Origin of the sequence: Brevibacillus sp. 1238 (genome assembly GCF_029892995.1) — a bacterium.
In the GTDB taxonomy this organism is placed as follows: Bacteria; Bacillota; Bacilli; order Brevibacillales; family Brevibacillaceae; genus Brevibacillus; species Brevibacillus parabrevis.
On sequence record NZ_JARXWC010000004.1, the window covers coordinates 183,080 to 200,634 of the forward strand.

Consider the following 17,555-nt stretch of genomic DNA (forward strand, 5'->3'; position numbering starts at 1 on the left):
ATGTGAGAGCGGAGGCCCTTTGCCTTTTCGCAAGGTAGCATCCCGTTGTACCAACCGTTGCAACACGAGTGTTAGCTCAGGTCATAGGGCGCATGACGATTTGACGTCATCCCCGCCTTCCAAAGAGAAGCAAAAAGAAAAAATCTTACTTGCCAACGCGCAGCAGCGCATGGTCTACCTTGATGCACATATCTTGCACGACTTCGATGCCTTCGGCGCGAACTTGGTTCGCCGCCTCTTCATTGGCAATCCCTTGCTGCATCCAGAACACTTTCGGCTTCTGTTGCATTTTCAGGGCGTCTTCTGCGACAGGCAAAATGTCTTCGCTTTTGCGGAAAACGTTGACGATGTCCACAGGCTGATCGATTTCTGCCAGGCTGGAAACGACTTTTTCGCCCAGTACCGTTTCCCCGGCAATAACCGGGTTGACCGGAATGATGCGGTAGCCGACATTTTGCATGGCCTGTGCGACCATGTAACTGGTGCGATCCGGTTTGTTGGACAGTCCTACTACAGCGATCGTCTTCGCATCCTCCAACATTTGGCGGCGAACTTCGTTGCTAGGATTTTGGCTCATGTCAATGCACTCCTTTTCGTGTTTAGGATTGGCTGCGGCTTGCTACAAATTCGGCAATCGTGCGCGTCATGACGCCTGTACCGCCAGCTGGCTGCATGTCGCCCGTTGTGGCCGTGTACGCTGTGCCAGCGATGTCCAGGTGTACCCATGGTGTCTCGCCGACGAACTCCTGGAGGAAAACGCCGCCGATGATGCCGTGGCCGTAACGTCCGCCCGAGTTTTTCAGGTCGGCAAAGCGGCTCTTGTTCAGGCTGCGGTACTCCTCGAAGGTCGGGAGCTGCCACAGGCGTTCGCCAGCAACATCCGCTGCTTGCAAAAGCTCATCCATGAGCGCCTTGTCGTTCGTCATTGCCCCGGAGCAGTAATGTCCGAGCGCAACGACGATTCCGCCTGTCAGCGTGGCGGCGTCTACGATGCACGACACTCCTTGCTCTTTTGCATAAGTAATGCAATCGGCCAAAACGAGGCGGCCTTCCGCATCTGTCGTGATGATCTCGACCGTTTTTCCGCTCATGGTCGTGATCACGTCGCCAGGACGGAATGCTGTGCCCGACGGCATGTTTTCCACTGTTCCAATGACCGCGAGCACGTTTACTTCCGGCTTCATTTGGCCCAGCGATTCCAGCGCGCCGATCATGGCAGCCGCGCCGCCCATATCCGACTTCATGTCTTCCATGCCCGCTACCGGCTTGATGGAAATACCGCCCGTGTCAAAAGTAACGCCCTTTCCAACCAGGCCGATAACGTTATCCCACGTTTTTCTTCCCTGATATTTGACGGCTACGACGTACGGTTCCAGCTCGCTGCCTTTTGCGACACTGAGAACTCCGCCCATGCCCAGCTCTTCCAGCTTGGCTTTTTCCAGAACTTCCACGGTCATGCCGTAACGCTCTGCCACAGCGACAGCGGCGTCCTTCAGAGCGCGCGGCGTCAAGTAGTTGGCTGGCTCATTGACGAGCGTACGCGCCAGATTCGTACCGGAAACGAGCGCATTCCCCCGCAGCACGCCAGCCTGTACAGCGCTTACAGCATCGTCCGCTGCCAAGATTCGCACAGTGGCGATTGGCGCAAATTCCCGCTTCGCTTTTTGACGATAGCCTTCATAATTGTATTCTGCCAGACCGAACGCCTCTGTCACTGCCTGGGACAGACGCTCGGCACTCAAATGCCCGGTTGTCGGCAAATCGATTGCGACGTTTTTCGCGTTTCCTTTGGACACGACTGATTTGGCTGCCCGGCCCCATGCGTTGCGTGCAGCGACAAAGTCAAATTTGGCCGGATCGCCCATGCCGACGATGAGCAGCTTTTTCGCGGCAATCCGGTTCAAGCCATGAATGACTGTCAGCTCTTTCGCCTCGCCCGTGATTTCGCCTTCCTGCTGCAAGCCGCTGAGGCTGCCTGCGAAAGCTTCTTCCAGTTCCGGGTACACCTCGGAAAGCTGTTCCCCTTTCCAGAGCGGCACGATCAGCTCATCACATACGTAGCTCACAAGCTGTGAGCGTTTTTCTACGGTTACTTCCATATACTCTTCCCTCTTTCGCTGTGATAGGATACAATTATGGGCACATTTGTGTTTTAACACGATGTGTCTACATGCAAGCGCAAGGATGGAAACGTCATGGCTTTCGCCTCTGCATACGGAATCGCATCGCGATCCGGCAACACAGCCTCGCAGTCCTCTATGTAACGAAGCACTTCCTCTACGTCTAGCCCCCAATGCACGGGTCCGTAGCGGGACAAATACTTCCGCGCATTGCCAAACATCCAGCGAGCGCCTTTCAAGTTGCCGTATTCAAGATGGTACAACCCGACTGACAATTGCAGCATGCCTTGCAAAAATTTGTCGGTCTTGTCCTCCATCCAGATGTCTTCCAGCAGATCGTGGCATTCGTAGAACTCCCCTTCATTGAATTTTTCAATGAACTGCAAATACTGCACGGGATAGCCCATGGATGCACACCTCCGTTTTCCACCTGCTTGATGGCAAAAGCTACCTAGATAAGAAGTGCCTGCGGCTTGCAGGCTGACCCTCTAGCAGGAGCTTTCCTTATGGTACCACAGATTGGCAGCGCTTAAAATCCAAATGAAAACTTCACGGATTAAGACAACGCCCTTCTGTTACAATAATCTAGAGAAGCGCACAGTAGAAAGGAATGGATTTTCCGTGGCGGATATTTTTGAAAACTTCCCCTTATGGGCTGCACTGCTTGCCATAGGAATCGCCCAATTTATCAAAATTCCCCTCCATTTTTTCGCAACGAAAACATGGCAGTGGTCCCTGTTGCTCAGCACAGGCGGCATGCCCAGCTCCCACTCTTCTGCCGTGACAGCTCTGTCGACCGCAGTGGGACTGCGTGAAGGTTTTTCCAGCAACATGTTTGCTATCTCCGCCATTCTTGGCGTGATCGTCATGTTCGACGCTGCGGGCGTTCGCCGGCATGCCGGCATGCAAGCCGTCGTCCTCAACAAGCTGGTGGACGAATTTAACCACCTGTTGGAAGGGATGAAATCGTTAAAAGTTCGCCCGAACCAGGAAAAGGCGAAAAAGCTGAAAGAACTGCTCGGACACCAGCCGATTGAAGTGCTGATTGGCGGATGGCTGGGCATCATGATTGCATTGCTGGTGCAGCCGTTTTTTTAGGATGTTTCCACAGGGGGGAATCACATGCGCATCGTGTCCATCTGTCCGAGCAATACGGAAATCCTCTATTATTTAGGTCTGCATGAGCACGTGGTGGGGCTGGACGATCACTCCGACTGGCCTTTGGAGTGGCAGCACCTGCCGCGCGTCGGTCCCGATCTGACCATTGACATGGAACGGGTGGCTGCACTCCAGCCTGATCTGGTCGTCGCCTCGCTAAGCGTTCCCGGAATGGAAAAAAATGTGGAGGCATTGCAAGCCTTGGGGCTTTCGCATATCGTGCTGAACCCGCAAAGGATTGGCGAAATCGCCGCTGACATCCGACTGGTCGGCGAGGCGACAGGCTTTCACAAGCAAGCGGAACAGCTTGCCGCCCATTTTGACGAAAGAATAGAAAGCATCCGACAACAGACGGCTTCCTGTACGCAGCGTCCCAAGCTGTATTGGGAATGGTGGCCGAACCCGATCTATACGCCCGGACAAACGAACTGGCTGACCGATGTCAGCGAGATAGCCGGTGCTGTCAACGTATTCTCCGACTTCCCTGTCGCCAATGTAAAAGCGACCAGAGAGATGGTGCAAGAGCGCGATCCTGATCATATTTGCGTCGTCTGGTGCGGCATCGAACTGAAGCGCATCAAGCGGGAAACGATCACGAGCCGTCCAGAGTGGAGCCAGATGACAGCTATTCAAAAAGACCAGGTTCACCTGCTGGAGGAAGGGCTTTATTGCCGCCCGTCTCCGCGCATACTCGATGGCCTGGAACAGCTCGTGAAGCTGATTCATACATAAATCACGGCATGAAAAAACGTTCAAAGCACATCGCCTTGAACGTTTTTTTGTCTTCCATTGTCTCGCAGCAAACCTCTAGTTTGCCACTTCAGCCATTGCCGCGATGCCCTTCTGGTTCAGATTGTTGAGAAAGGCTTCTGTCAGCTTCCCTTCCCCGCGTCTTACGATATATACATCGAGTGATTTTTTGCCCCATTGGGTGAACACATCCTGCTTGGTCTCGAAGTACAGGTCGATCTTGTGACCACGAATGGCACCGCCCTTGTCCGCTACAACCCCGTATCCGTAGCCCGGTATGTACAGGACCGTTCCCAGCGGAAAAATGCGCAGATCGGCTGCAATCGTCGAGTAATCGTCCCGGCGAACCTTTACGCCCGAATACGTAATCCCGTAGGACGGATCAGACGGGTTCTTTCCGGTCGATTCAAACCCGGCATAGTATCCGGTTGCGACGACGCGAACTTTCGGATATTGGTCGAGGAATACATCCGCTTTATCAATGACTTGAGTGAGTGAGCTGGCCGAAACTGTCCGTTTTTTTACGACCCGTTGCCCCTCTTTGGTTTCCTTGATTCCGAATGTGGATGAAAGATTATGGTCTCCTACCACGTTGTAGCCGTATCCGTCGCTTGCAAATGCCGTCAAAACGAGGACGAACAATGCGAGGATACTTACAAACTGCTTCCCATTCATTTCTTGGTAAACCTCCTCTCGGTTCTAGTCATGTCCCGAAGAGGAGGAAACTATACACAAATTTTGGATGATTTCAGAAACATTCTGTATGTTCCCGCTTTGGCAAACGATGAAAAAAAGAAAAACAGGCCCCTGAATCAAGACCTGTTTTCCGCCTGTTAAAACATCCGGTATCCTTTTTTGCGCAGGGTGGCAATCGTCCAGCCGCTGCCCACTGTGCCTGCCATTCCACAGCCGAGAATGATCGCGTCCCAGACACCCGGAACGATTTTTTGATAAACGAGGGCGCCAACGACCACGCCGACCGCGATCACAACCGGAAGCCACGTCGTTTTCAAAATCATGTTTAAAATAAACCCAATGCCAAAACCGAGCACGGTGAACAAAACGATGGAAACCATAAATTGCAATAAGCTCATCGACCGCCAAACCTCCTGCCATCGCCTCCGGCTTTTGCCAAGGCTGGTTGGCAAATCAAGGGAGGACGGGCTATTTTCGCTATTTAGTGTAGCAAAAATGGCAGATACAGGTCAATACGTGCAGCCTTGCGAAGCGCAGACGAAAAGAGCCGCCAGCTCTCTGACGGCTCTTGCTCTATGCAACGGCAAGTATCGGCTATTTGTTTGCGGATGCGGACTCCTGATGAGCGTCTTTTCCTACGCCCTCACAGTTCGGGCAATTTTCCGTGCCACCCAGGAGCAGCTGGAAATACCCTTGACCATTGCAGTACGGGCATTGTTCTTGGTTATGTCTCATGATGAGCTCCCCTTTCTCCATACATGCTCCTTCGTTAATTGCATGTATTTTCAGATTATTTTGATGTATCTAACTATATCAGATCACTGCCTTTTTTCACAACACAGTTTTTCTCCGATATAACAGAAAAAACCGCGATGTAAGCGGAAACATCGCGGCTTAGCTATTTCATTCTCAGCTTTGCTTGAAGATTTTATAGGAAGTGTACTGAAAGACAGGATCAATCTCATAGGATTGCCCTTCCATCCCTTTTTCCCGTTTGGTGTAGTCTGGCAGGATGATTTTCAAGTATGTAGAAGACAGCGGATCTTCCATCAGCTCAGGAATCGGCAAAAATCGGGCTTCGACGATTTCCCCCTCCTGCGGGCGCGGTTCGCCGCTTACATAGTCCATCCAGAACACAACCATGTTGTCGCTGATCGACCCGCGAATGACCCCGGAACGAATACCCGCTACTTGCCGCACGACTGCTTCAATCCCGGTTTCCTCCAAAACCTCGCGCACGGCTGCCTCGTCTACCGTCTCGCCCTGCTGTACGAATCCGGCCGGAAACGACCACTGCCCTTTCAACCCGCTGTACGCCTTTTTGACGACCAGCGCCTCCTCGCCGCGGATGACGATTCCGCAGGCGCCAAGCCACACTTTCCCTTCCCGCATTCGCTCGCTTCCTTTCGCTTTGTCCTTCCTGACCGTATGTACACGAAACCCCCGGCGTTTCGCTCACCGGGGGTAGCTATTACTCATCATCGTCGTCCAAAAGTCCGTTGTCAATCATGTAGCGCAGATTTTCCCGATCCCTCTCGCGGCCTTTTTCCTTCAGCCGATCGATGGCAGGCAGGATGAGAATATCGATTTCACGCTGGACATGCCAAGCCAGGTCGTGCCGCCCTTGCTCTTCCAAAAAGGCGCCCACTTCCATCATGGCATTGTACCGCTCCATTTCGTCGCGGGTCATAAGCCCTCTGACCTGAATACTCGCGTGGCGCATCGCTTACAGCTTTACCTTTTTCAAGGCGAGGCCGACCCCGCCGATTTTGTACAGATAGCGCAGATCGCTTGCCTTTTTCATCATCGCCGCTGTGCTGCCAAACAGCTTTTTCGAACCGACCTGGCCGATTCCCTCGCCTTTTCCGAGAGAAGCCAGCGTTCCTTGCAGATGAGGGACAAACTTCTGTGGTAGCTCGCCACGAATCAGCGCGGCGAGGTTTTCTCCGAGCGTCTCGCCTTCCTGAACCGCGATTTGCGCTGTCGGAGGGTACGGACGGCCTTCTGCGTTGAAAATCAGGGCGCAATCTCCGACAACGAACACATTTTCATAGCCCGGCGCGCGCAAATATTCATCTACCTTGACGCGGCCGCGCATGACTTCGAAGCCAGCTTTTTCGACGATGCTGTTGCCGCGCACACCTGCTGCCCAGACAACCGTTTTCGACTTGATTTCTTCCCCGGTTGCCAAAAGGACGCCGTCCGGTGTGCACTGCTTGATCGGCGTGCCGATTTTGAACTCGATGCCTTTGCGCTCCAGCACATCCATGGCGTACTGCACCAGCTCGGGATCAAAGCCCGGCAAAGCAGATGGAGCCGCTTCGATGCAATATACTTTGACCAGCTCCGGGTCCACGTCAAACTCCTGGCACAGCTCCGGCAGACGGTCGCCCAGCTCCCCGCAAAACTCGATTCCCGTAAAGCCCGCTCCCCCGACAACGAAAGTCAGGTAGTCCGTACGATGCGGCTCGTTTTTGTATTTGGAAAACATGTACTCGATATGTTCGCGAATATGGCGGACAGCGTTGATGCTGCGAATGCTGAACGCATGCTCTTTCAATCCCTCGATGCCGAACGTCTCCGGTTCGCTGCCCAATCCGATCACGAGATAATCGTAGGTCAGCACTTCGCCGCTATCGAGTGTGACATGTTGCTCCTGCGGATCGATCGCCTGAACCGTTCCTTTGATGAACTGGACTTTGTCCTGGTTCAAGATTCCTTCCAGACTCACCCGCGCATGGTCGGCAGAAGCCGTGCCAGCAGCAGGCTCATGCAGCCAGGTCGTGATGTAGTGATAGTTGTGCTTGTTCACCAGCGTGATTTCCGCTTCGTTGTAGTTCAGCTTTTTTTGCAGCTGCAACGTGGTCAGCAAGCCGCCGTATCCCGCTCCAAGAATGAGGATTTTGGGTGTACTCATCGGTATCCCTTCCATTCATTGTTAATGGTAACCAGAGGAAGATTGTGCGAAATTTCACGTAGGCTGTTACCAAGTAAGATGCCCAAGTGAATAAAAAATGACGTATCGGAATAATTGCCTGTTATGTCATATGTTCCAACCTGTGAAAAAAAGCACAAACTTAGAAACAAACAAATGTGACAATTTCTTTACAGTCACCCTCATCTTATCGATTGCCACCATGATTTGCAAGGGTTTTTTGCCTATCGAGGCGTTTTTTTCCCTGCTTTTTTTTCTTTCCTTTGTTGGGTTATAATGGGTGAGGAGTTCGGTTTTTCGAATATTCGGAGGTGCTTTCGATTGAATTTTCTGCAAAAGGACGAGCAAATCTACGACATTACGATCATTGGCGGAGGCCCTGCCGGACTGTTCACTGCATTTTACGGTGGCATGAGGCAGGCAAGTGTGAAAATTATTGAGAGCATGCCCCAGCTTGGCGGGCAACTGTCAGCTCTCTATCCGGAAAAATACATTTACGATGTAGCCGGGTTCCCAAAGATATTGGCTCAAGATTTGATCAATAACCTGAAGGAGCAGCTTTCACGTTTTCAGCAAACCGTTTGTCTGGAAGAAAAAGTGGAAAACGTAGAGAAAAAAGCGGACGACGTTTTTGAAATCACTACGGACAAAGGCGTACACTACGCAAAATCTGTCATCATCACGGCAGGCGTAGGTGCGTTCGAACCCCGCAGACTGGAACACCCAGATGCCGTCAAATACGAAAAATCCAATCTGCACTATTTCGTCACCGACCTGAACTCCTTCAAAGGGCAGCGCGTCGCCGTCATTGGCGGCGGAGATTCCGCACTGGACTGGTCTTTGATGCTCGAACCGATCGCCAAAGAAGTCCATCTCATCCACCGCAGAGACAAGTTCCGTGCGCATGAGCACAGCGTAGAGATGCTCATGTCGTCCAAGGTAAACGTCACGACACCTTATGAAATATCCGCTCTTCACGGAGAAGAAAAAATTGAACGCCTGACTCTGACGAATTGCACCACGAAAGAAGAACTCAACCTGGAAGTCGATGCCGTCATCGTCAACTTCGGCTTCATCTCCTCGCTCGGTCCGATCAAAAACTGGGGATTGGAGCTGGAAAAAGGTTCGATTGTCGTAAACACGCGCATGGAATCGAACATTCCCGGCATTTTTGCGGCGGGAGACATCGCGACTTATCCGGGCAAAGTCAAGCTGATTGCTGTCGGCTTCGGGGAAGCGCCAACGGCCGTCAACAATGCGGTAGGCTACTTCAACCCGGATGCCAAATTGCAGCCAGGGCATTCCTCCAGCATGGACAACTTCAAAGCTTGATTCAACAATCAGCAAGCATTCAATCCTTGTGCCGCTTTTCTTTTGCGGTGCAAGGATTTTTTCGTGACGGCGAAGCTTTCGGGCAGGATGCATAGCGGCTTTCCTTCTGACGCAGAGTAGAGAAAACGACAACCAGCGTTTACGTTTTTGGAGGGAAAACCATGGATTATCTTTGTCCGGTTTGCAATGGGCTCGCTTCTCTCTCGCAAGCTTGCCCACAATGCTACACGCCACTTGCGGATGCAGGCCGTCTGTACGACTTTTACGGCGACTACAGCCCTTACCGGGAGATCGATGACGCCAAATGGGACAACGGCTACCCCGATCGCGAGAAGCACCTGTGCTTGCATACCGGCTGGTGCAGCACTTGCCAGCTGGCACAAACGGTAGCCATTCAAGAATGGACACCCGACATGCTGTAAGCAATCCCGCTATCGCCCACGGCAGAGGCGGGATTTTTTTCTTCCCTTTTTGCAAAAACACGCTATACTATAAGGAATTATTTGTTAAAGGACGGAAAAATCATGTAATCGGTTAAATTGTCGACCCCCTGCACTCGTCTATTGGAACCACTTTTTGAGGGGAGCGTCATTTTATGAATAAATTCATCATGATGGTGGGCATTCCCGGAAGCGGCAAAACCCGCGCAGCCGGGCTGATCGCCAAAAAAGAACGGGCGACACTCGTGTCCACGGATGCCGTTCGGTTAGAGCTGTTCGGGGATGAAGCCAAGCGCCGGAAAAATCCGCTCGTTTTCCACGAGGTTTACACCCGTATCGAGCAAGCGTTGGCTGCAGGAAGCGACGTTGTCTTCGACGCCACCAATGTCGATCGGGACAAGCGGATGAGCGTACTGAAGCGATTCCCGCACGCGACGGCGGAATGCTACTACGTGAGCACTCCGTTTGAAATTTGCCTGCAACGAAATCAGGCGAGAAAACGCAAGCTGGATGAGCTGGTTCTCGCCAAATACCATAAAAACTTGCATATTCCTTTGCACCAGGAAGGCTTTGCCGCCATCCACCTGCTGCATGAGCCTGTGCCGTACCCGATGACTAAAGAGGCGTTTATCGCCCTTTTACAAAGCGAACCCGGCTACGACGAGCTGTTTGCCGCCTTGTCCGGAATCGCTTATTTTCAGCAAATGAAAGATTTTCAGCAAGACAACCCGCACCATCAGCACACGCTGTGCAAGCATACGTACCACGTCCTCGATTACGTCAATACTTTTTACGAAGAGGACGACAAGCTGCTGATGCAAATTGTCGCGCTGTTTCACGACGTGGGAAAATTGTATACAAAAGTTTTCAAGCAAGCCAAAGGCCACAGCAGCTACTACGGGCACGAATACGTGTCGAGCCAGATTGCCGTTCATTTCCTGAAAGAGCTGGGATTTGCCGACGAGCTTGTCTTCCGGGCCGCCGCTCTGATCGAAATGCACATGAAAATTGCCTACGGCGGCGATGAAGGCGCGTCGGAGATTTACCATCTGGTCGGGGCAGACATGCTGACGAAGCTATACTTTTTCAAAGAGGCGGATCACTATGGAAAATAAGTCGACGAGCCACTATCAAAAGTATCCGCGCACCTTTCACCTGCCCTGGTCCCGGAGCAAAACCGACGACGATCGGATTTTGCGAGATACCCGGCATTTTGTTGGAAAAGAAATTGTCGTGACAGAAAAGCTGGACGGAGAAAACACCAGCTTGTACCGCGACTACTTGCACGCCCGTTCGATCGACAGCCGCGACCATCCGTCCCGCCACTGGATCAAAATGCTGCACGGCTCGATTGCCCACCACCTTCCACCCGGCTATCGCATTTGCGGGGAGAACGTGTTTGCCAAGCATTCGATTTTTTATGAGGAGTTGTCGAGCTACTTCTACCTGTTTTCCGTCTGGGATGACCGCAACGTCTGCCTCAGTTGGGACGATACATTGGAATGGGCAGAGCTTCTTGGTTTGCAGACTCCGCCTGTGCTCTATCGCGGCCCATGGGACGAGGAAAAGGTGCGGGCCTGCTATACGCGGCAATCCGTGTTTGGCGGCGAGCAGGAAGGCTATGTCGTCCGGCTCACCGCTTCCTTCGCCTACGCTGACTTCAAATACAGCGCAGCGAAGTTCGTCCGCAAAAATCACGTCCAAACCGATCAGCACTGGATGGCGAAGGCTGTTGAGCCGAATCAGTTAAAAGCGGAGTAACACAGAATAGGCTGACTTGACCGTTCTTGCTCTCGTTTGCTATAAGCAGTCAGTAGCCTGTCATTGTCCTCGCTAAAATGTCTCGCAGCAAAAAGGCGTGTTCGAACCATTGTCCTGGTTCACACGCCTTTGCTCGTTCATCCGCTTATTTCTTCTTCTGCTCCAGCCGCTGGGCCATCGCCGTATTTTTTGCCTTCATCTGCTCCAGCATTTGCGGCAGCACTTGCTTGATTTTCGCCGCATCCCCCGATTCAATCGCGGCTTCAAACGCTTCGTGCGTCGCTTTCATCTTTTCCATCCGGGCTTTTCTGGCTTCGCGATCTTCCTTCATGCCCGGCATGCCCATGTTTTTCTCTCTCCAGTCTTTCAACTGCTGCTCCATTTGCTCACTGGTAATCTCGCCTTTTTTCACCTGCTCATTCAGCTTGCTGACAAGCTGCCTGCGCTCCTCGCGCTTCGCCTTCCATTTCGGGTCTTCCCCCAGAGTCGCAAATTCGTTCATCAGGCGTTCCCGTTCCTTGAACACTCCTTGCCACTCGGCCACACTATCTGGCGTATATTTTTCCGCCAAAAGCAGCATGTACATTTTTTGGTGGGCGCTGCCGTGCATCCCGTGCCGAACCTTAATGTCCACCCGCTCATGATCGCCGTGGCTGTGTGCTGTTCGACTGGCTGTCGTCATCCCTGTCGTTGCGAGAGTTGTTTCCTCTGCCAGTGCAAGACCAGGCAATACCAGTCCCGCTGCGATTGCGGCTACTACCACGCTGTTTGTCCACTTTTTCATGCTGTTCTCTCCTTTTCGCTCGTTTTGCGCCTTCGCCTTGCTTGGCTCATGGCGCTCGCCTCAAGGCATCACTCGTTTTTTGGCCTTGTTCGTCGTCATTGTTCCCAGCGGTTGTGGCAAGCTTGTCGGATAAATATGTAAAAATGTGTAATTTCTCAAGCAGGCTGATTACAGCGGCCGGATTCCCGCTCTCTCGAAACCGAACAGCTTCACAAGCCCCATTTGCTCCAAATCTTGCTTCGTTTTTGCCGTACCGTGCTGGTAGATCAACCGATAAATTTCCCGCAAGTTGTCATCGTACTCGTCATTGTCCCGATCCGGCATGTCCGACCAGAGTGTATGCCCGTGCATCCACATCATGAAGTCGCCGTGAATACAGTTGTTGAACAGATCGCGCATCATGCCGACCTCCACGTCTGTTGCCTCGATCTCAAAATCGTAGGTGGAGGAGCCTTTTTCATCGCGAATTTCCGCAACCGTCGTTCCCGCTTGCATGGTGACGTAGTACGTCTTTCTTTCCAAAGCTGTCATCTCCATTCGTGAAAGCACGCTTGAAAACTTTTCCTCCTTAATCTGTGCCAAAAGGCGGGAAAACATGTGTCATCGCCCTGTAAAGCACAGTGGATCGGCAAAATAAAAAACACCCCGACCCGCTAATGCGAGCCAGAGTGTTTGGGTTTGGCATTTATTTGACTACCAGTTTCGCGATCATGTTGCCGTGCTCCGGTCCGCAGATCACGTTGCAGAAAATTTTGTACTCGCCAGCTTTATCCACTTTCAGTGTTTTGCTGCCGTCTTTTTGAATATCGACGTCCAAGCCCTCAATTCCGATTCCATGGAAGCCTTCCGTGGACTTGAAATTGATCGTAAACTCTTCGCCTGCTTTTACTTCATAAACATCTTGGTTGAACTTCCAGTTGCTAGCTTCGATGTTGATTCCATTGCCATCCGTCGCTGCCGCCGGAGCCTCTGTAGAATTGGTGTTTGCCGCTTGCTCCTTGCCGCCGCATGCTGTCATCAGCATCGCCGAAAAAGCAACTGCCGAAACCAACAGAGTCCACTTCTTGTTCACAATGACCCCTTCTTTCTACTTGATTCTACACTTCCATCTTACTGGAAAGTAGCCGTCCAAAATCTGGGAATCTGTGACTGAATCGTGACGAAATTGCTACCAATTATTGAACGGTCTATTATTTCGGACCGTCCTCTTCCGCCGGCAACTCGATTTGGTACACCTTTGTCGGGCGCCCCCGCAGCTTTTCTTGCTTTTTGTACAAAATTTTGGCGACCCCTTTTTCCTCCAGGCGATTCAGGATGCGATTGGCGCTGCGCACCGTAAGTCCGAGGTGATACGCCAGCTCGTCCGCCGTCAGCTCGTTGCTTTCCGTCTTCGCGAGTACCGCCAATATTTTTTGCAACTGCAAGGTAGACAAGTCTGTCTCTTCGCTCAACCGCTGAATGTAGTCGTTGATCTGGTTGCGGTATTGCAAGCATGTTTCCTCGCCCAACGGCCCGATGACCTGGTCGCTGTCTGTTACGACGTACGTGCCAGATGTTTTGCCTGCTGTAGACATGCTGTTCGCTGATTGGGCGTTCATCCTTGCTTTGTACATGCTGTTGCCCACCCCCCAGCCGACGTGGACGGGAAACGGCAACGTCTTTTCCAAATAGGCGAGTAACAGACAGTGCGTGAGGTTGTCCGTCAGCATTTTCAAATCTTTAAATGAACTGATGATCTCAAAGCTGGCAGCCGATTTCTGGATGATGAACGGCACTTTTTTCTCGGCACTGAACTCCAAAAGTGACTTGTGCAGGAGCATTTGCCGCAGCTCCCATTCATTGAGATTCTCCTTTTGCCCCTCGACATCCCCGATCGTGATATGCCCGATCGCAATCCGGCTCTCCGCCAGCTTGATCGCCGCCAGTTCGGCAGCCATCTGTTCAAACTGCGCTGCGGCCGATTCCGGCGAAGGAAACACATACTGATGCGGCACTCCGTGGTCCGTCAAATCTTGCACGATGTTGCTCATCCGCGTCATGGAAAAGTCGATTTTGCCTGCTTTCCACAAGCGGAGATGCTCATCCAGCACCGCCTCGTAAATCTGGTCGTTCACTTCCACCGGAGACAACGTGTACGGCATGGCGTCTGCCCCGACTACTTCTTTCAATCCGAGGTACTGATTCGCCTCAAAAATAAAGTCGATGTACACTCTGGAAAAATCGAGATCGCGTTTGCGCAGGCTGAGCTGAAACAGCTTTTTGTAAAACTCTTGCTCGCTGATCGAAAGCGTATATGTCGGAATCGGGAAGCTTCCCCATTCTTGCAGCAAATAGGCATACGCAAGCTCTGTCAGGACAAAACCGTCTACTTTTTGCTGATTTTGCCTGTAGATTGTCGGTGTTTCATGCAGACGATGATAGGGCAGCATGACCAGCTCGCAGCTGTCCTGAACCCGCATGGGGACAGATGCCAGTTCTTTTTGCGAGTGCTGGGCAAGGATAGCACCCAAACGGATCATAAAGATTCCCCCTTTACTCTTTTGTCATTATAGGAGATTTGCGCCTCTTTGAAAATATTTTGAAAAGACTTGCAATGTTCAAAACAATGCCGTAAAGTTGTTTTTAGAAATCGTCTTTATGGTGTCCAAAAATAGTTTTTAAAGGAGTGTGCTGCCTTCCGACTTGCTCGCCGATGTTTTTTTGCACCATTCGCATCCAACCATGAAAACGCTAACAAGGAGGCCTTACGATGAACACAAGCGCAGTAGCGAACAGCAAGAACAAGTACCTGGTCCTCGGACTTCTCTGTCTCGGCTGGATTATCAACTATTTTGACAAGGTTGCCATCAACGTTGCCGTGATCCCGATTTCCCAGGAATTTGGCCTGACCGAAACCCAGGTCGGACTGATTTTGAGCAGCTTTTTTCTGAGCTATGCGATCATGCAGCCGATCGGGGGCAGTCTCGCCGACAAATTCGGCTCGCGAAAAGTCATTCTCGTTTCCGTCGTCGTCTGGTCTCTTTTTACGATCCTCACAGGTACTGCCTGGTCGTTCCTCTCGCTCATCGTCATCCGCTTTCTGTTCGGAATCGGCGAGGGAAGCTATCCTTCCGCCAGCTCTGTTGCGGTAGCGGAAAGCTTTTCGCAGCATGAACGGGCCCGGGCCAAGTCCATCTTGACCTCTGCCACCACCATCGGGTCTGTACTCGCCACGCTTGTAGCCGCCAGCTTGTCCCAACACTTCGGCTGGCAAATCATGTTCGTCATCCTCGGTGTTCTCGGCTTGTTTTTAGCGCTTTTGTACGCCAAATTTTTACACCCAACCAAAGCAGCAGAAAGTATGGCAACAACGAAAAAGGATAAGCTGCCCCTCCGCTCGCTCTTGAAAATCTCCATGCTCTGGAAGCTGATGGCCATATACTTCGGCATCTCCATGGTAACGTGGGGCATGATGTCCTGGATGCCTTCCTACATGGTCAAGGTTCGCCATCTCGATATGGTATCCATGGGGGCATTGGCTGCGATTCCAGCCGTTCTGTCTTTTGTGACGGTTCTCATCACTGGCTGGCTGTTGGACAAACGAATGGTAGGCCGCGAAAAATTATTGATTGTCATCGGTTCTTTCATCGGCATCATAGCGCTTTATCTCTTGTCGAAAGCTCCTACCGTCGCTCTGGTTGTCTTTTATCAGGCCATTGCCAATATCGGTCTCGCCGCAGCGGTTACCACTACGTTGACGATGCCGCTCAAATACATAGACGCGTCTTCTGTCGGTGCCGCTTCCGGCTTGATCTATCTCGGCGGACAGCTCGCAGGAGTGATCGCGCCGACAGCCATGGGCTTCATGATCCAGCAGTTCAACGGCTCCTATGATGCAGCATTTTGGCTTTTGATCATCGCTGTCGCCATTCCGTTTTTTATCGGGATGACGATTCGCACAGTACCGCCAGCCACAAGCGAACCTGCCAGCTCGGTTCCTGTCGGCAACTAGCGTTCAGACTGTACGCGCGGCGCAAGCCAGCATGCAAAAAAAGAATGGAACAATGAGGTGTTATTATGTCCTATCATCAACGCATTTCTGAAATCATCGAGCAAAAAAAGGAATGGTTCACGCATGTGAGCGACCGGATCTGGGAGTTTGCCGAAACACGCTTTGAAGAATTTCGCTCCGCAGAGCTTTTATGCGAGGCATTGGAAAACGAAGGCTTCACAGTAGAAAAAGGCGTGGCGGGAATCGAGACGGCTTTTGTCGGAAGCTATGGGAGTGGTGCTCCGGTGATCGCTATTTTGGGCGAGTACGACGCTCTCTCCGGGCTAAGTCAGGAACGCGGAACAGCCGCCCACACTCCGATCCAGCCAGGCGGAAACGGTCACGGCTGCGGCCACAATCTGCTCGGAACAGGATCGTTGGCTGCCGCAGTCGCCATTCGCCATTATATGGAAGAAAACCAACTGGCAGGGACCGTGCGCTACTACGGTTGTCCGGCAGAAGAGGGCGGTTCCGGCAAAGCGTACATGGCTCGCGAAGGCTTGTTCGACGATGCGGACTACGCGATTTGCTGGCATCCGCAAACGTTTAACACGCTCATGTCGATCAGCAGCCTCGCCAACTATCAGGTGTACTTCAAGTTCAAAGGCAAGGCTGCTCACGCCGCGGCTGCACCGCACCTTGGCCGCAGCGCCCTCGATGCCGCCGAGCTGATGAATATCGGGGTCAACTACTTGCGCGAGCACATCATCCCGGAAGCCCGCGTGCACTATGCGATTACCAATTCGGGAGGCTTTTCGCCAAATGTCGTGCAGGCGGAAGCGGACGTGCTCTATTTGATTCGCGCTCCCCAAACGAAGCAGGTCGAAGAAATTTATCAACGGATCAGGAAGATTGCCCAGGGAGCGGCCATGATGACGGAGACGGCCGTGGACATCATTTTTGACAAAGCATGCTCCAACCTGATTCCGAACCAGACGCTGGAGCGCGTCATGTACGACAATTTCAAACAGTTGGGCACCCCTGCTTTTACCGAGGAAGAGCAGAACTTCGCCCGCCAAATTCGCGAGACGATTCCCGAGTCGGACAAAAGCAGCGATCTGAACATGATTGCCAAAGTCATGGGGGCATCCGGTAAAAAGCTGACAGAGCAGTTGGGCAGCGAGGAGCTTTCCACTGTACTCCTGCCCCTGCTTCCGCAAGCAAGACTCATGTCGGGCTCGACTGATGTGGGCGATGTCAGCTGGATCGTTCCGACTGTCCAATGCTCAACGACGTGCTTTGCGATGGGCACCCAGTTGCATTCGTGGCAAGCCGTAGCCCAAGGCGGCATGTCGATCGGCCACAAAGGAATGCTGCACGCGGGCAAAGTCATGGCCGCAACCGCCATCGACGTCCTGCTTCACCCGGAAAAAATCGCGGAGGCCAAAGCCGAGCTGCGAGAAAAGCTGGACGGCACCTCCTACGTCTGCCCAATCCCGGCCGACATCAAGCCAGCCGCTCGGCGCTAATAGGATAAACCTGCTGTATCGTATAAAAGCCCTTGCTTCGCTCTTTTTTTCAGAGCGGCAAGGGCTTTTTGGGCACAACT

At 52.3% G+C, this 17,555-nt stretch carries 21 protein-coding genes; 8 read left to right on the forward strand and 13 right to left on the reverse strand.

Features of this window, described 5'->3' with window-relative positions; translation table 11 throughout:
* Positions 1 to 145: 145 nt before the first annotated feature.
* From M2298_RS11760 to M2298_RS11770, 3 genes are read right to left on the reverse strand one after another with little or no spacing between them, the layout of a single operon-like run.
* On the reverse strand, positions 146 to 577 hold the full coding sequence (locus M2298_RS11760; protein ID WP_173597515.1) for a CoA-binding protein: 432 nt from the start codon (positions 575 to 577) through the stop codon (positions 146 to 148).
* A gap of 22 nt (positions 578 to 599) precedes the next feature.
* Complete coding sequence (locus M2298_RS11765) at positions 600 to 2,099, reverse strand: leucyl aminopeptidase (protein ID WP_122964543.1); 1,500 nt, start codon at positions 2,097 to 2,099, stop codon at positions 600 to 602.
* 53 nt (positions 2,100 to 2,152) lie between these two features.
* Positions 2,153 to 2,527, reverse strand: a complete 375-nt coding sequence (locus tag M2298_RS11770) for a DUF309 domain-containing protein (RefSeq protein WP_122964542.1) — start codon at positions 2,525 to 2,527, stop codon at positions 2,153 to 2,155.
* 214 nt (positions 2,528 to 2,741) lie between these two features.
* On the opposite strand from M2298_RS11770, the gene M2298_RS11775 reads away from it, so the two are divergent.
* Positions 2,742 to 3,218 (forward strand): divergent PAP2 family protein, encoded by a 477-nt coding sequence (locus M2298_RS11775; protein ID WP_063227419.1) that lies wholly within the window; start codon positions 2,742 to 2,744, stop codon positions 3,216 to 3,218.
* A 24-nt stretch (positions 3,219 to 3,242) separates the two neighbouring features.
* A complete protein-coding gene (locus M2298_RS11780) occupies positions 3,243 to 4,010 on the forward strand; it encodes a cobalamin-binding protein (protein ID WP_122964541.1) in 768 nt (255 codons plus the stop codon).
* Between the two features lie 75 nt (positions 4,011 to 4,085).
* Here M2298_RS11780 and M2298_RS11785 read toward each other — a convergent pair whose 3' ends face one another.
* From M2298_RS11785 to M2298_RS11810, 6 genes are all read right to left on the reverse strand, one after another.
* The gene (locus tag M2298_RS11785; RefSeq protein WP_122964540.1) at positions 4,086 to 4,703 is read right to left on the reverse strand and encodes a 3D domain-containing protein; all 618 of its coding nucleotides are present in this window, start codon (positions 4,701 to 4,703) and stop codon (positions 4,086 to 4,088) included.
* A gap of 158 nt (positions 4,704 to 4,861) precedes the next feature.
* Positions 4,862 to 5,122: a YuiB family protein gene (locus tag M2298_RS11790; protein WP_063227416.1), complete on the reverse strand. Its 261-nt coding sequence runs from the start codon at positions 5,120 to 5,122 to the stop codon at positions 4,862 to 4,864.
* A gap of 196 nt (positions 5,123 to 5,318) precedes the next feature.
* Complete coding sequence (locus M2298_RS11795; RefSeq protein WP_167470299.1) at positions 5,319 to 5,480, reverse strand: YuiA family protein; 162 nt, start codon at positions 5,478 to 5,480, stop codon at positions 5,319 to 5,321.
* A 153-nt stretch (positions 5,481 to 5,633) separates the two neighbouring features.
* On the reverse strand, positions 5,634 to 6,116 hold the full coding sequence (locus M2298_RS11800; protein WP_173597514.1) for an NUDIX domain-containing protein: 483 nt from the start codon (positions 6,114 to 6,116) through the stop codon (positions 5,634 to 5,636).
* A gap of 79 nt (positions 6,117 to 6,195) precedes the next feature.
* Complete coding sequence (locus tag M2298_RS11805) at positions 6,196 to 6,447, reverse strand: hypothetical protein (RefSeq protein WP_122964538.1); 252 nt, start codon at positions 6,445 to 6,447, stop codon at positions 6,196 to 6,198.
* Between the two features lie 3 nt (positions 6,448 to 6,450).
* Complete coding sequence (locus M2298_RS11810) at positions 6,451 to 7,641, reverse strand: NAD(P)/FAD-dependent oxidoreductase (protein WP_122964537.1); 1,191 nt, start codon at positions 7,639 to 7,641, stop codon at positions 6,451 to 6,453.
* Positions 7,642 to 7,980: 339 nt separating this feature from the next.
* Here M2298_RS11810 and M2298_RS11815 point away from each other — a divergent pair, with 339 nt between their 5' ends.
* The 4 genes from M2298_RS11815 (at position 7,981) to M2298_RS11830 (ending at position 11,192) form a co-directional block, all read left to right on the forward strand.
* On the forward strand, positions 7,981 to 8,991 hold the full coding sequence (locus M2298_RS11815; protein WP_122964535.1) for an NAD(P)/FAD-dependent oxidoreductase: 1,011 nt from the start codon (positions 7,981 to 7,983) through the stop codon (positions 8,989 to 8,991).
* Between the two features lie 161 nt (positions 8,992 to 9,152).
* Positions 9,153 to 9,413 (forward strand): hypothetical protein, encoded by a 261-nt coding sequence (locus M2298_RS11820; protein ID WP_167470298.1) that lies wholly within the window; start codon positions 9,153 to 9,155, stop codon positions 9,411 to 9,413.
* A 173-nt stretch (positions 9,414 to 9,586) separates the two neighbouring features.
* Complete coding sequence (locus M2298_RS11825; protein WP_122964534.1) at positions 9,587 to 10,546, forward strand: AAA family ATPase; 960 nt, start codon at positions 9,587 to 9,589, stop codon at positions 10,544 to 10,546.
* Positions 10,536 to 11,192 (forward strand): RNA ligase family protein, encoded by a 657-nt coding sequence (locus tag M2298_RS11830; RefSeq protein ID WP_122964533.1) that lies wholly within the window; start codon positions 10,536 to 10,538, stop codon positions 11,190 to 11,192. Before M2298_RS11825 ends, M2298_RS11830 begins: the two co-directional genes overlap by 11 nt.
* Positions 11,193 to 11,337: 145 nt before the next feature.
* Here M2298_RS11830 and M2298_RS11835 read toward each other — a convergent pair whose 3' ends face one another.
* The 4 genes from M2298_RS11835 to M2298_RS11850 all read right to left on the reverse strand — a co-directional run bounded on the left by M2298_RS11835 (position 11,338) and on the right by M2298_RS11850 (position 14,495).
* Entirely contained in the window at positions 11,338 to 11,976 is a 639-nt protein-coding gene (locus tag M2298_RS11835; protein ID WP_280648555.1) for a hypothetical protein, read from the reverse strand.
* Between the two features lie 168 nt (positions 11,977 to 12,144).
* Positions 12,145 to 12,525, reverse strand: a complete 381-nt coding sequence (locus M2298_RS11840; RefSeq protein WP_254223309.1) for a hypothetical protein — start codon at positions 12,523 to 12,525, stop codon at positions 12,145 to 12,147.
* Positions 12,526 to 12,661: 136 nt separating this feature from the next.
* On the reverse strand, positions 12,662 to 13,048 hold the full coding sequence (locus M2298_RS11845; protein ID WP_063227407.1) for a cupredoxin domain-containing protein: 387 nt from the start codon (positions 13,046 to 13,048) through the stop codon (positions 12,662 to 12,664).
* A gap of 118 nt (positions 13,049 to 13,166) precedes the next feature.
* The gene (locus M2298_RS11850; RefSeq protein WP_122964531.1) at positions 13,167 to 14,495 is read right to left on the reverse strand and encodes a helix-turn-helix domain-containing protein; all 1,329 of its coding nucleotides are present in this window, start codon (positions 14,493 to 14,495) and stop codon (positions 13,167 to 13,169) included.
* A gap of 230 nt (positions 14,496 to 14,725) precedes the next feature.
* On the opposite strand from M2298_RS11850, the gene M2298_RS11855 reads away from it, so the two are divergent.
* Positions 14,726 to 15,967 (forward strand): MFS transporter, encoded by a 1,242-nt coding sequence (locus tag M2298_RS11855; RefSeq protein WP_173597510.1) that lies wholly within the window; start codon positions 14,726 to 14,728, stop codon positions 15,965 to 15,967.
* Between the two features lie 65 nt (positions 15,968 to 16,032).
* Positions 16,033 to 17,475, forward strand: coding sequence for a M20 family metallopeptidase (locus M2298_RS11860; RefSeq protein WP_280648556.1), 1,443 nt, complete (start codon positions 16,033 to 16,035; stop codon positions 17,473 to 17,475).
* Positions 17,476 to 17,555 lie beyond the last annotated feature (80 nt).